The organism is Sulfitobacter sp. 1A10359, from assembly GCF_043558145.1.
In the GTDB taxonomy this organism is placed as follows: domain Bacteria; phylum Pseudomonadota; class Alphaproteobacteria; order Rhodobacterales; family Rhodobacteraceae; genus Sulfitobacter; species Sulfitobacter faviae.
This window is the reverse complement of sequence record NZ_JBIFGB010000001.1, coordinates 711,987-724,572: the sequence shown is the minus strand read 5'-3', so window position 1 is coordinate 724,572 and position 12,586 is coordinate 711,987. Positions and strand designations below refer to the sequence as shown.

Here is a 12,586-nt window from a genome sequence, read left to right as displayed (position 1 = left end):
CCCTTTCGCCTAGGCTTCGTCGCGCGGGGTGAAGCGGCCATAGCGGCCTTGGTCGAACATCAGCCCCGCCGCGCCATCCTCGCGCAGGGCGACCTGCTGAACATGACCTAAGATCAGGGAATGATCGCCCGCCGGGTGTACTGCGTAGGTGTTGCAGTGAAAACGCGCGAGGCAGCCCGCGAAAGTGGGCACCCCGGCGGCATCTTCATCCCAGTCAAAACCGGAAAAGTCATGCCCCTGACCAGCGAAACGCTGGGCCAGATCCTCTTGATCCGCGCCCAGCACGTGAATGCAAAAGGACGCCGCCGAGGTAAAACTGTCATGCCGTTTGGATGAGATAGCAGGCGACCACAGCACCAAAGGCGGGTCGAGCGAGACCGAGGCGAAGGAATTCGCAGTCATCCCCAAGGGGCCTTGGGCGGTTTTTACGGTCACCACGGTCACGCCGGTGCCGAAACGCCCGAAGGCACGGCGCAGCGCCGGGGCATCGCCGCTGTCGGGCGCGAAGGGGATCAGATCATCACTCATAGCGACAAGCGGTGCCATGTGGCGGCTGATTTGTCCAGCGGTGCCGGGGCGTTGCGCATCGGCCCTCTTGCGCGGATTTTTGCCCCCGCGGTTGGGCCGAGGAACCGCCGCCAAGGCCCGGCGTTGGGCCAGCGATGAGAGGCATCATCGGCCCCAATTGGTGTCGATGCTGGCTGTCTGAAAGGGGCGGCGCAGGAGGTCTGCGCCGTCTGTCCAAGGCACCCGAATGCCGTTCACAGCAGAAAAGGCGCGTCTCGTCGCGCCGGAAAGTGACAAAGATGATGTATGCAAGCAAACTCACCCTCGGCGCGGCCCTTCTGAGCGCCACCGCCTTCGGCTCCACCGCGATGGCCGATGACAATGAGACCGTCGACCACGTCGAGATCGGCTCCCTGTCTTGCGATGTGGGCGAGGGCACCGGCTTCGTCTTCGGCTCCACCCGTGAGCTGACCTGTACCTTCAACCCCATCCAAGAAGGTCTCGAAGATGAGACCTATGTGGGCGAGATCAACCGCTGGGGCGTCGATATCGGCAAGACCGAGAACGGCCAGATGTCATGGCTGGTGCTGGCCCCGACCGAGCAGGAATATTCCGAAGGCGGGCTGAACGGCAGCTACAAAGGCGTTTCCGCCGAGGCGACCGTCGGTGTCGGCGCGGGGGCCAACCTGATGACGGGTGGTTCCGAGAACACATTGGCGCTTCAGCCGCTGAGCGTGAATACCCAGAGCGGCGTGAACTTTGCCGTGGGCGTGGGTGAGATCAACCTTCAGCGCGTCGAAGGCTAAACCCGCGCGAAAACGCTTGAACTGACGATCCGGGCCGTCCCTTGGGGGCGGCCTATTTCTATGTGAGAGGCGTCAGAGCTTGGTCAGCCGGTCCCCATGGCGAACGGTGCCGTCTTGCACGATTTTGCACAGAACGCCGCGCAGCCGATGCGGGCGGTTTTCCTTTCGGTTGATCCACCGCAGGCTGTCTTGGCCATAGCGGTCGCGCCATTTGACGCAGCCGGTGTTGAACTTATCGCTCACCTCCAGCACCGCAGACCCGGCTTGAAGGCGCGTGCCGACGGGCAGGTTCTCATGGCCGAGGTCCATGTCCACGATCATCGTATCGCCGGGGTGCGGCGTGTTTGCGCGGTCGCGCCAGCAAAGATCCATCACGCGTTTGGGCAGGATGGAGACCTGTATCCGCGGATCGGGGCTTCCGTCAGGCAGGGTCAGCCAAGGTTTCTCGGTCCAACGTTCGCCAAGGATGCCTTGGGCCACCGTCAGATCCAGTTCATCACGGAAATCCCGCTCCCCGTAATCGGGGCGAAAGCAAAGTTCTTCGATCACGGCGCTATCCTTGGGCGCGGCGAGGATATCCGGCAGGGCGGCGTCACATTCCGCAGCGGAGGCGGGCGGCGGCACTTGGGGGGCGGTTTGGTCCATGTCTCTCTTTCTCATGCAACGCGGTGCGGGGGCAGGCAGCCGCCCGCGCCGCGCAGGGTGTCAGCGGTTCATGCGGTTGCCGATCAGATCGTCCACCACGCCGGGGTCCGCCAGCGTCGAGGTGTCGCCCAATGCGCCGTAATCATCCTCGGCGATCTTGCGCAGGATGCGGCGCATGATCTTGCCCGAACGTGTTTTTGGCAGGCCCGGTGCCCATTGGATCAGATCGGGCGAGGCTATGGGGCCGATCTCTTGCCGGACCCAATTGCGCAGCTCGGCCCGCAACTCTTCGGAAGGTTCCTCACCGCTCATCAAGGTGACATAGCAATAGATGCCTTGGCCTTTGACGTCATGCGGGTAGCCGACCACGGCGGCTTCGGCCACTTTGTCATGGGCGACGAGGGCGCTTTCCACCTCGGCGGTGCCCATGCGGTGGCCCGAGACGTTGATCACATCGTCAACGCGGCCCGTGATCCAGTAGTCGCCATCGGCATCGCGTTTGCAGCCGTCGCCGGTGAAGTAATAGCCCGGGTAATCGGCGAAATAGGTCTTTTCGAACCTTTCGTGATCACCCCAGACGGTGCGCATCTGCCCCGGCCAGCTGTCGGCGATGCAAAGCACGCCCTCGGCGGGGTTGCCGTCGATCTCTTGACCCGATGTTGGGTCCAGCACCACCGGTTTGACGCCGAAGAAGGGTTTCATCGCGGCCCCCGGTTTCATGTCATGCGCGCCGGGCAGGGGGGTCATCAGATGGCCGCCGGTCTCGGTCTGCCACCACGTGTCGACAATGGGGCAGCGGTTCTGGCCGACGACCTCGTGATACCAGTTCCACGCCTCGGGGTTGATCGGCTCGCCCACGGTGCCAAGAATGCGCAGCGAGGACAGATCGCTTTTGGTCACATAGTCATTGCCTTGCCCCATCAGCGCGCGGATCGCGGTGGGGGCGGTGTAGAACTGCGTGACTTTGTGCTTTTCGCAGACCTGCCAGAAACGGCTGGCATCGGGGTAGGTGGGCACGCCTTCGAACATCAGCGTGGTCGCGCCATTGGCCAGCGGGCCATAGACGATGTAGCTGTGGCCGGTGACCCAGCCTACATCCGCCGTGCACCAGTAGATGTCGCCGTCGTGGTAATCGAACGTCACCTCATGGGTCAGCGCCGCATAGGTGATATAGCCGCCGGTGGTATGGACCACGCCCTTGGGCTGGCCGGTGGAGCCTGAGGTGTAGAGGATGAAGAGCGGGTCTTCGGCGCCCATCGCCTCTGCTTCGCAGGTCTCGGCGGCATCCTTGATCAGTGCGTTGTAATCACGGTCGCGGGCATCGTCCCATGCCACGTCACCGCCCGTGCGGCGCACCACAAGGCATTGCACGGACGCATCGCATTGCGCCAGCGCCTTGTCGGCATTGGCCTTGAGCGGTGTGGCCTTGCCGCCGCGCGGCGCTTCATCCGCGGTGATCACCACCTTCGCCTCGCAGCCGTTCACCCGCGCGGCCAAAGCATCGGGCGAGAAGCCTGCGAAAACGATCGAGTGAATCGCCCCGATCCGCGCGCAGGCCAGCATGGCATAGGCGGCTTCGGGGATCATCGGCATATAGATGATCACGCGGTCGCCTTTGCCCACGCCGAGATCACGCAGCACATTGGCCATGCGGCAGGTGGCGCTGTGGAGCTCGCGGTAACTGATGTGTTTGGCCTCATCCTCGGGGCTGTCCGGCTCCCAGATGATCGCGGTCTGATCGCCGCGCGTCTCAAGATGGCGGTCGATGCAATTGGCGCTGACGTTCAGCTCGCCATCCGCGAACCAATTGATGCTGACCGACCCAAGATCGAAGTTCACGTCGCGCACTTGGGTGAAGGGTTTGATCCAGTCGATCCGCTGCGCCTGTTCGCGCCAGAACCCATCGGTGTCGGTGACCGATGCTTGGTACATCTTGTCATAGGTCTGCGCGTCCACATGGGCCCGGGCGGCCATGTCGGCGGATGGCGGATAGGTCTTGGCGGTGGCGTCGGACATGGTGGTTCCTCCCTTGATGTTCGCATCGCCACGGGGCGCGGGTCTAACCCGGTGGCCGTGGCGTCCTCCTCAGCCGGATCATAGCGGCCCGTGAAAAGAAGGGAATAAGCAACTGGATTACAAGGGCTTGCCTGTAAAGGTTTTTCCCGATCGGGGCGATTCCTGTAAATTTTTCGCTCTTACCCGGTGATTGGCGCGGTTTTTCAAAGCCTTGCCAGTCAAACTTGGCGCTACTGTCTTGCGGCTGTCGTATTTGCGCGGCATGACGGGGTTGGCAGGCCAGCCCCCGCGGGGTAGCCTGTGCGCCAATCCGCCCACCCAAGGGCGGCAACTATGGGAGAGAGCCATCATGAAAAATCTGCTCAGCGGTGCCGCCGCCTGTGCGCTGACTGTCGCGTTTGTAAGCGAAGCTGCCGCGACCGAATGGAACGCCTCGGTCTGGGGCAAGCGCCGCGCCTTCACCGAACATGTGGAAAAGATTGCCGAACTGGTTTCTGAGAAGACCGACGGCGAATTCACCATCAACGTCAGCTACGGCGGCCTGTCCAAGAACCGCGAAAACCTCGATGGTATCTCCATCGGCGCTTTCGAGATGGCCCAGTTCTGCGCCGGCTACCACGCCGATAAGAACCGCGCGATCACCGTGCTGGAACTGCCGTTTCTGGGGGTGAGCAACCTTGAAGAGGAAGTCGCGGTTTCCAAAGCGGTCTATGACCACCCCGCCGTCGCCAAGGAGATGGCGCAGTGGAACGCGAAAATGCTGATGACCTCGCCCATGCCGCAGTACAACCTTGTCGGCACCGGCGATCCGCGCACCACGCTGGAAGATTTCGACGGCATGCGCGTCCGCGCCACCGGCGGTCTGGGCAAAGCCTTTGAAGCTGTCGGCGCCGTGCCCACATCCGTGACCGCGACCGAAGCCTATAACGCGATGGAATCGGGTGTCGTTGACACCGTGGCCTTCGCCCAGCACGCGCATCTGTCCTTTGGCACCATCAACAAGGCCGACTGGTGGACCGCGAACCTCAACCCCGGCACCGTGAACTGCCCCGTTGTGGTGAACATCGACGCCTATGAGATGCTGAGCGACGAAGAGCGCGAAGCGCTCGACAGCTCGGTCGATGAGGCGCTGGATCACTACCTCGCCAACTATGCGGAACTCCTGGAGAAATGGGATTCCGTTCTCGAAGAGAAAGGCGTGGAGAAGGTTGAGTATTCTCCCGAAGTCATCGCCGAGTTCAAAGAGAAAGCGGCCGATCCCGCGCGCGAAGCATGGATCGAGAACATGGAAGCGCAGGGCATCCCGGGTCAGGAACTCTATGACCTCGTGATGGAGACGCTGGAAAAAGAGCGTGCCTCGAACTAAGCCCAGCCGGGCATGACTGTGAGGGCCGTGCGGATTGACCGCGCGGCCCTTTCGACTTCCAAAACGCAACAAACAGACTTTCTGAAAAGGAGAGCCGATGGCCGGATCATCCGCCGTGCTGGAGGACAGCAGCCTCCTCAGCCGCCTCGACCGGGGCCTGCTGAAGCTGGAAACCTTCTTTGCCCTGATCTCGGGGCTTGCCGTTTTCTCACTGATGATACTGGCCGTCTGGTCCGTGGGAGGGCGCAAGTTCTTTTCCACGCCGCTGGCGGGCTATGTCGACTGGATCGAAGCGGCGATGCCTTTCATCGCCATCATGGGCATCGCCTATACCCAACGCATGGGCGGCCATGTGCGCATGGACATCCTGATCGGCCAGCTCAAGGGCCGCGCGCTTTGGGCGGCGGAACTGCTGTCGGTGGTGCTGATCCTTTTGCTGATGCTGGCGCTGACATGGGGCGCTTGGGCGCATTTCGACCGCAGCTTTGACATGAACGCCCCGATGTGGAGCCGCGACAGTTCGATCGACATCGGCCTGCCGATCTGGCCCAGCAAACTGGTGGTGCCGCTGGCTTTCGTCGTGATCTCTCTGCGGCTCTGCCTGCAAATTTGGGGCTATGGCCGAGCCTTGGTGCTGGGGCTGGAACGCCCCGTGGCCGTGCCGCTGGTGCAATCGGCGGCGGAACAAGCAATGGCCGAGGCCGAACAACTGGATGGACGTGACTGATGGATCCTATTGAAATCGGCCTTTGGGTCTCGGGCGGTATGCTCGTCATGGTGGTGCTTGGCATGCGGGTGGCCTTTGCCGCGGCCATGGCTGGGCTTGTCGGCCTGATCTGGATTTTCTGGGCCAAGAAGGGCATGGAGTGGGACCAGCTTGGCTGGGCGCTGACCGTGGCGATCAAGACCGCGGGCCAAGTGCCGCACTCGAAGGTATCGAGCCAGACCCTCTCGCTTATCCCGACCTTCATTCTGATCGGCTTTCTCGCCTATTACGCGGGCCTGACCAAGGCGATCTTTGAAGCGGCGAAACGTTGGTTCGCTTGGGTGCCGGGCGGTTTGGCGGTCTCGACCGTTTTCGCCACGGCGGGCTTTGCGGCAGTGTCTGGCGCGTCGGTCGCGACGGCGGCGGTCTTTGCCCGTATCGCCATCCCCGAAATGCTCAAGATCGGCTATAACAAGCAATTCGCAGCCGGTGTCGTGGCGGCAGGGGGCACGTTGGCCTCATTGATCCCGCCCTCGGCGATCCTTGTGATCTATGCCATCATCGTGGAGCAGGACGTGGGCAAGCTGTTGCTGGCGGGCTTCGTGCCCGGTGCCTTCTCAGCGGTGGTCTATGCGGTGCTGATCATCGGCATCGCGATGATCTGGAAAAGCGTCGGCCCGCCGGTGCGCGGCTTTACATGGGGCGAGCGTTTTGCCTCGCTCCCCGCTGCGATGCCGATTGTTGCCGTGGTCGTGATCATCATCTTTTTCGTCTACAACCCCTTCGGCGACGCTTGGGGCACCCCGACTGAGGGCGGGGCCGTGGGCGCCTTTATCGTCTTCTGCATGGCCGTCTTCCGTGGCATGCGGCTGGCCGAGTTGAAGGACGCGCTGCTGGAGACCGCGAAGCTGACCGTGATGATCTTTACCATCATCTGGGGCGTGCTGATCTATGTGCGTTTCCTCGGCTTCGCCGATCTGCCCGGTGCCTTCGCCGACTGGATTTCCTCGCTCGAAACCTCGCCGATGCTGATCCTGATCTGCATCCTCTTGGCCTATGCCGTGCTGGGGATGTTCATGGACGCCATCGGGATGCTGCTGCTGACGCTGCCGGTGGTCTATCCGGCGGTCATGGCGCTTAACGGGGGCGAGATGGTCTCGGCCGCCGACAGTGCCTTTGGCATGTCGGGTCCGATGTGCGCGATCTGGTTCGGGATTCTGGTGGTGAAAATGGCGGAGTTCTGTCTGATCACCCCGCCCATCGGCCTGAACTGCTTTGTCGTCGCGGGCGTGCGCCCCGACCTCAGCGTGCAGGACGTTTTCCGCGGCGTGATGCCCTTCTTCATCGCCGACGCGGTCACAATCGGCCTTCTGGTCGCCTTCCCGCAGATCGTGCTCTGGCTGCCGTCCCTCGCGGGATAAGCGGCCCTAGCCACCGCGCTTTTCCGCGGCGGGTTCATCCGCCGCGGTTGCCGCCACATCGGGAGCGGATTTGTCCAGAAAATGCCCGATCATGTTGAGTGCGGTCACGTTCTCGCAGATCACCTTGAAAACCACGAGGAAGGGCACCGCCACCAGCGCGCCCGCGATCCCCCAAAGCCAGCCCCAAAAGACCACGGTGAGGAACACGGCCACCGTGTTCAACTCCAACCGCCGCCCGACGAGGTAGGGGGTGATGAACTGCCCCTCGATCCCGGTGAGGATCTGATAGCCAAGCGGGGCAAGGATGGCATAGCCGACACTGTCGAAGGTCGCGATGGCATAGGCCCCCACCAGCACCGCACCGATCACCCCGCCGATATAGGGCAGGAAGTTCAGCAAGAACGCCGCCAAGCCCCAGACGTAAGGCACGGGCAGCCCAAGCGCGAAGAGGTAGAGCCCCACCGAGATGCCCAGGCCTGCGTTGATGATGGTGATGGTCAGCAGGTAGCGCGACACGCGGCGCTCCACGTCATAGACCGCTTTCAAGGCGCGTTTCTTGCCGGTGAAGGTCTGAAAGGACTGCACGAGTTTGAGGTAGAACAGATCGCCCGAGGCCAGCAGAAACAGCGCCAAGACCAAAGCCACCGCCACGGTGCCCCCGATCCGCGCGCCGGTATTCATAGCGTTGTCCAGCAAGCCGGGCTGTTTGACCACCACCTCTTCGGGCCTCCCGCTGCCATTCTCGGTGCCGATCTGTTCGACCTGTTCAGTGGCCGAGCGGACATCCTCGACCGTCTGCGCCCAGCCCTGCAGCTTGCGCCGTATCTCATTGCCCATGGTGGGAATTTCGTCAGACCAAGTCGCCACGGTGCCCGCCGACAGGCCAGCCAGCACAAAGATGATCAGTCCGACACAGCCAATCAGCAGCACGGCACCCAATGGGGCGGAGATGCCGAATTTCTCGAAAGAGCGGATCAGCGGGCTGAGCGTCAGCGCAAGGAGGAAGCCCAGCAGGATCGGCAGCAGCAGGTCCTTGGCAAAATAGGCCGTCACGAAGAGGGCGATCAGAACCAGCACCTCCAGCAGCCGTCTGATCGCGGCGATATCGTTCAATGTCTTCCCCCCAGATGCCCTGCGCATACGTCAGGAGGCTAACGCCGAACGGGGGGAAAAGTTCATTCGGCGCTAGGGGGGCACCGCTTGCAGACGCAAAGCCTGCCCGCCAAGGGCGCGAAAGGCGCGTTGGCGGCAGGTCAGGACGATGATTTGCATATCCCCTGCCTGCCGGTGCAGCGCGTCGAACATCCGCTCGATCCGGTCGTCATCGGTAAAGACCAGCGCGTCGTCCAAGATTACCGGCGCGATACGCCCCGCCCGGGCGAGCATCCGCGCGAAGGCCAGCCGCACCAGCAGGGCCACCTGTTCCTGCGTGCCGCCCGAAAGCACCTCGATCGGCTCTTCCCGGCCCTCGCGGATCAGCGCATGGGGCAGGAGCGATTCCTCGCCCCATGTCAGTTCCGCATCGGGCCAAAGCAGTTGCAGCAGCGGTTTCAGTTCCTTGACGATGGGGGTGAAATAGCGCTCTCGCGCCTCGTTCCTTGCATCCTGCAAAGCCTCTTGCAGCCGGGTCAGCACCGCGACCTCATGGGCGATCCGGGCAAGGGCCGCTTCGGCGGCTTGCAATTGGTCTTCGGTCTCGGCCAGCCGTTCCTCCATCGCGTCGCCAGAGGCGCGGGTGATGCGTTCGCTCAGCCGGGCGAGCAGGGGGTGCAGGCGGGCGATCTCTTCTCGGGCCTGCGCCTCGACCGATTCCGCGCGGGTGAGCGCGGCTTGAAGGCTGGCCGCATCCGGCGCGTCTTTGGCCTTCTCTGCATGGGCGAGGCGGGCGGCCTCCAGCGCGGCAGCGGTGGTGACGGTTTGGGCGGCGAGGTCTTTTTCTGTGACATTGCCCAGCTTGGCCTGCTGTGCCTCGGCGCGCTGCAGCCGGTCGCTGAGCGAGGCAAGCTGCGCCTCTTTGCCCGCGGCATCGGCCTTGGCATCGGCTAGCGCCTCGGCGGCGGTCTCACGCGCGATGCGGCAGCGCTCATGTACGGTCTGCGCGGTTTGCAGCGCGTCTTCGGCCTGCGCGAGATCCGGCGCGCCCGAGACCTCTTCCGGCGCAGGAATGGCGGCGAGGGCTTGGTGCAGCGCGTCGATCCCATCGGGGGCGAGGCTGGCCAGCACAGCTTTCGCCTCTCCCTGCCGCGCGGCGGCCTCGGCACGGGCAGCCCCGGCGGTGCGGGCCTGCGGCAGATCGGCCGCGCCGATCTCGTCAAGGGCGGTTTGCAACCGGGTCACGGCGGCGTCGACCGAGCCGTCCTCACCGCCGCCCGCGCCCGGCTCGATCTCCAGATCGCCGATCCCGTCGATCCGCAGGGTGGTGCGGCGTGGCAGGGGCAGGGGGGCGCCATCGGCCAAGGGGCCGTCATCGCCGTGGATGGCGCCCGATTGATTGGGGGCGTAGCGGACTGTCACCTGCGGGGCCGCGGCATCGCGGGCGGCGCGGCTGGCAGAGAGTTCGGCGGATAGCCTTTCCAACCGTTGCAGCGCCGCGGCGTCTGGGCCGGATTCGGCGGCGGCAGCTGCGCTCTCCATCCGTCGGCGGGCGTCTTCGGCCTCTTTGATACGTTCTTCGAGCGCTTGGCGTCGGTCAGCACCATCGCTGGCCGCACGGGCGCGGAGGGCGTAGCGGTGGTCATCCTCGGCGGTCTTGAGCGCCGTTCGGGCCTCCGAGGCGGCGGCCTCTGCGGCCTCCAACGTGGCGCGGCGGTCTGACAGGGCGGCGCGGGCCGCTTCCGCCGCTTCGCGTGCTGCGGCCTCGGCGCGGCCGGCGGCCTTTTGCTCGGCCTCTCCCGCGCGGTAGCTGTCGAGACGCGAAGTGGCGCTTTCGGCGTTGAGACGGGCCAGTTCCACGGCCCGGCTCAGCGCTTCCATCTCTTCCGCGTGGCGGGTCGCGGCGGCATGGGCGGCGCGGGCGGCTTCCAGTTTCTCGCGCCGTTCGGCGACGACCTCGGGCGCTTCAAGCTCGGCCAAGGCGCGCCGCGCGCGCTGGCGTTCGGCCAAAGCGTCTTGCAACGCGCGTGCGGTCGCGGCCAATTGATCGCGGGTGGCCATCAGCGCCTCGACCTGATCCTGCGCCTCTTTCCACGGCCCGCCGGTGCGGGGGCGTCCGGTGCTGGTGGCGTATTGGGCAAGCTCCTCGCGGCATTGCGCCAGCGCCTTGTCCATGCGCCGCCCGCCGGTCATCGCCTCCACCTCGGCCCCGACCGAGGTCATCAGATCGCGCCGCGCCTCCAGCGCCAGTTTCTCTTCCTTGGTCGAGCCGCCGGTCAGCGCGGTCATCCCCTGCCGCACCCAGATCAGGCCCGAGGGGCCGCCCGCATCGCCGCCCAAAAGCTGCGCGATCCATGCTTCGGCCTCATCCGCCTGCGCGATCAGCTTGCCCTCGCGGTGCACGGTGGCGAGGGGCTTTTGAAACCAGCGTTTGTGCAAGGCAAAACTGCCCGCCTCGGTCTCGACCTCGATGGTGACCTCGGGCGCGCCGCCCGCATGGGGGCGCAGGGCCGATACCTCTTTGTCGCGCGAACCGAAGGGTTTGAAGAACAGCGCTTGTATCGCATCGAAGAGGGTGGATTTGCCGTGTTCATTCGGCTCGCTCAGCACGTTGATCCCATCGCCGATCCCGGTGACCTGCGCGGGGTCGGTGAAACGGCGGACGTTGTTGAGGGTGATGGCGCGGATTTTCATGTTTTCGCCCCCTGCACATAGGCATGAAGCCGGGCGAGCGCATCGGCGGCCACGTCACGGTCGGATTGAGGAAGGGTCTCGGACTGCGCCTCGCTCACCAAGGTTTCCGCCGCCATACGCAGCGCGCCGCCGCGGTCGATCTCATCAAGGTCCGCGGCCTCATACTGCGTGCCCAGCCCCTCAGTCAGCAATTCGAAATGGGCTAAATCGGGCGCGCAGGCTTGGGCCGCGTGGGCAAGGGCTGCGCGATCGGGAAGGCTTGCCCAGCCCCCCGCCTTGACGCGCAAGAGGTGGTCCCTGCGCCCTGCCTCGGGCAAGAGCGCCTGCAAGGCCGCCGCGACATCTTGCCGGGGATGCAGCGTGACCTCGGCCTCAGACCACAGGAAACTGCCGATCTCGGCCTCTTCGACCTTGGGCCGCGCGCCGGAGCCTGCGAGCTCGACCGCAAGGCAGACGCCACGGCGCCCGTGTTTGAACCGGTCCTGCTCGGGCGTGCCGCAGTAGTGCACCCGGTCAGAGACGGCCATCCGCCCGTGCCAATCGCCAAGGGCGAGGTAGTCGAGCCGCGCGCGCTGGTCCCGGTCCGGCGCGATGGCCTCTCCGCTGTCAGTAAAATCGGTCACCCCGCCATGGGCAAGGCCGATGCGCATATGGCCTTCGGGGCTGTGCATGCGGTCCAGCGGGGCGCTTGGGTCACTGGCGCCCGCGCGAAAGGCGATGGGGCAGGGCAGGAGGCTGACACCCTCGGCCATTTCGATCGGGGCGGCTTCGGTGAGGGCGCGCAGATTGGGCGGCGCATCGCGGGCGATGACCTCCCACAGGGGTTCGGCATCGCGCAGGTTGTCGTGGTTGCCGGGCAGGAGCCACCACGTCACCTCCACCGCCTCGCCCATGGCGGTGAGCGCCTGCCGCAGCACGCTGGCCGAGGGCGTCGCGGTGTCGAATGTATCGCCCGCCAAGAGCACATGCGCCGCCCCGTGTTCCCGCGCGGCCTGAGCCAGTTTGGCAATGGCGCCATGCCGCGCTTCCATCAGACGCCCCCGGATATTGCCGTCAGGCGCTTGCGGAATATTCGCGAATTTGCGCCCGATATGCAGGTCGGACGCGTGGATGAAGCGGAATGTCATGCGGGGGTCCTGAATGGCTTTGGCAAAGGGCGGGGGTTCAATAGGCAGAGGGCAATGGTCGATCGGCTGCGCGGCCAGCCGGGGCGGCCCATCGCTGCCACCCCATTCATCGCAAACTCAGCGCGGAGTGCAAGGCCATGCAAAATATGCGTGAATTTCTGGCCCCCGGCAGATTGCGCGCTAACTATGCCCGAAACGCGTTTAAA

The 12,586-nt window shown here is 64.6% G+C and carries 10 protein-coding genes; 4 read left to right on the top strand and 6 right to left on the bottom strand.

Going from position 1 to position 12,586, the window contains the following annotated elements; translation table 11 throughout:
• Positions 1–9 precede the first annotated feature (9 nt).
• Positions 10–546 (bottom strand): flavin reductase family protein, encoded by a 537-nt coding sequence (locus ACGYK2_RS03580; protein WP_394374201.1) that lies wholly within the window; start codon positions 544–546, stop codon positions 10–12.
• Between the two features lie 260 nt (positions 547–806).
• Between ACGYK2_RS03580 and ACGYK2_RS03575 the strand changes: the two genes are divergently transcribed.
• Positions 807–1,313 carry a DUF992 domain-containing protein gene (locus ACGYK2_RS03575; RefSeq protein WP_271689624.1) on the top strand — a complete coding sequence of 169 codons (507 nt, stop codon included), beginning with the start codon at positions 807–809 and terminating at the stop codon, positions 1,311–1,313.
• A 72-nt stretch (positions 1,314–1,385) separates the two neighbouring features.
• Here ACGYK2_RS03575 and ACGYK2_RS03570 read toward each other — a convergent pair whose 3' ends face one another.
• Entirely contained in the window at positions 1,386–1,958 is a 573-nt protein-coding gene (locus ACGYK2_RS03570; protein WP_271689625.1) for an MOSC domain-containing protein, read from the bottom strand.
• 60 nt (positions 1,959–2,018) lie between these two features.
• Positions 2,019–3,974, bottom strand: a complete 1,956-nt coding sequence (gene acs / locus ACGYK2_RS03565) for an acetate--CoA ligase (RefSeq protein ID WP_271689626.1) — start codon at positions 3,972–3,974, stop codon at positions 2,019–2,021.
• Between the two features lie 349 nt (positions 3,975–4,323).
• Here acs and ACGYK2_RS03560 point away from each other — a divergent pair, with 349 nt between their 5' ends.
• The 3 genes from ACGYK2_RS03560 (at position 4,324) to ACGYK2_RS03550 (ending at position 7,467) form a co-directional block, all read left to right on the top strand.
• The gene (locus ACGYK2_RS03560) at positions 4,324–5,340 is read left to right on the top strand and encodes a C4-dicarboxylate TRAP transporter substrate-binding protein (protein WP_271689627.1); all 1,017 of its coding nucleotides are present in this window, start codon (positions 4,324–4,326) and stop codon (positions 5,338–5,340) included.
• Between the two features lie 97 nt (positions 5,341–5,437).
• Entirely contained in the window at positions 5,438–6,067 is a 630-nt protein-coding gene (locus ACGYK2_RS03555; protein WP_067260512.1) for a TRAP transporter small permease subunit, read from the top strand.
• Positions 6,067–7,467: a TRAP transporter large permease gene (locus ACGYK2_RS03550; protein ID WP_209218615.1), complete on the top strand. Its 1,401-nt coding sequence runs from the start codon at positions 6,067–6,069 to the stop codon at positions 7,465–7,467. Before ACGYK2_RS03555 ends, ACGYK2_RS03550 begins: the two co-directional genes overlap by 1 nt.
• A gap of 6 nt (positions 7,468–7,473) precedes the next feature.
• Here the strand turns inward: ACGYK2_RS03550 and ACGYK2_RS03545 are convergent, their stop codons facing one another.
• From ACGYK2_RS03545 to ACGYK2_RS03535, 3 genes are all read right to left on the bottom strand, one after another.
• Entirely contained in the window at positions 7,474–8,580 is a 1,107-nt protein-coding gene (locus ACGYK2_RS03545) for an AI-2E family transporter (protein ID WP_271689628.1), read from the bottom strand.
• A gap of 72 nt (positions 8,581–8,652) precedes the next feature.
• On the bottom strand, positions 8,653–11,253 hold the full coding sequence (locus ACGYK2_RS03540; protein ID WP_271689629.1) for a chromosome segregation protein SMC: 2,601 nt from the start codon (positions 11,251–11,253) through the stop codon (positions 8,653–8,655).
• Complete coding sequence (locus ACGYK2_RS03535) at positions 11,250–12,380, bottom strand: DNA repair exonuclease (protein WP_271689630.1); 1,131 nt, start codon at positions 12,378–12,380, stop codon at positions 11,250–11,252. Before ACGYK2_RS03535 ends, ACGYK2_RS03540 begins: the two co-directional genes overlap by 4 nt.
• Positions 12,381–12,586 lie beyond the last annotated feature (206 nt).

Bases quoted from the DNA above. Each gene is read 5' to 3' on its own strand.
- ACGYK2_RS03535 (WP_271689630.1), bottom strand. From the start codon at position 12,380: ATGACATTCCGCTTCATCCACGCGTCCGACCTGCATATCGGGCGCAAA.
- ACGYK2_RS03555 (WP_067260512.1), top strand. From the start codon at position 5,438: ATGGCCGGATCATCCGCCGTGCTGGAGGACAGCAGCCTCCTCAGCCGC.
- ACGYK2_RS03570 (WP_271689625.1), bottom strand. From the start codon at position 1,958: ATGGACCAAACCGCCCCCCAAGTGCCGCCGCCCGCCTCCGCTGCGGAA.
- ACGYK2_RS03560 (WP_271689627.1), top strand. From the start codon at position 4,324: ATGAAAAATCTGCTCAGCGGTGCCGCCGCCTGTGCGCTGACTGTCGCG.
- acs (WP_271689626.1), bottom strand. From the start codon at position 3,974: ATGTCCGACGCCACCGCCAAGACCTATCCGCCATCCGCCGACATGGCC.
- ACGYK2_RS03550 (WP_209218615.1), top strand. From the start codon at position 6,067: ATGGATCCTATTGAAATCGGCCTTTGGGTCTCGGGCGGTATGCTCGTC.
- ACGYK2_RS03540 (WP_271689629.1), bottom strand. From the start codon at position 11,253: ATGAAAATCCGCGCCATCACCCTCAACAACGTCCGCCGTTTCACCGAC.
- ACGYK2_RS03575 (WP_271689624.1), top strand. From the start codon at position 807: ATGATGTATGCAAGCAAACTCACCCTCGGCGCGGCCCTTCTGAGCGCC.
- ACGYK2_RS03580 (WP_394374201.1), bottom strand. From the start codon at position 546: ATGGCACCGCTTGTCGCTATGAGTGATGATCTGATCCCCTTCGCGCCC.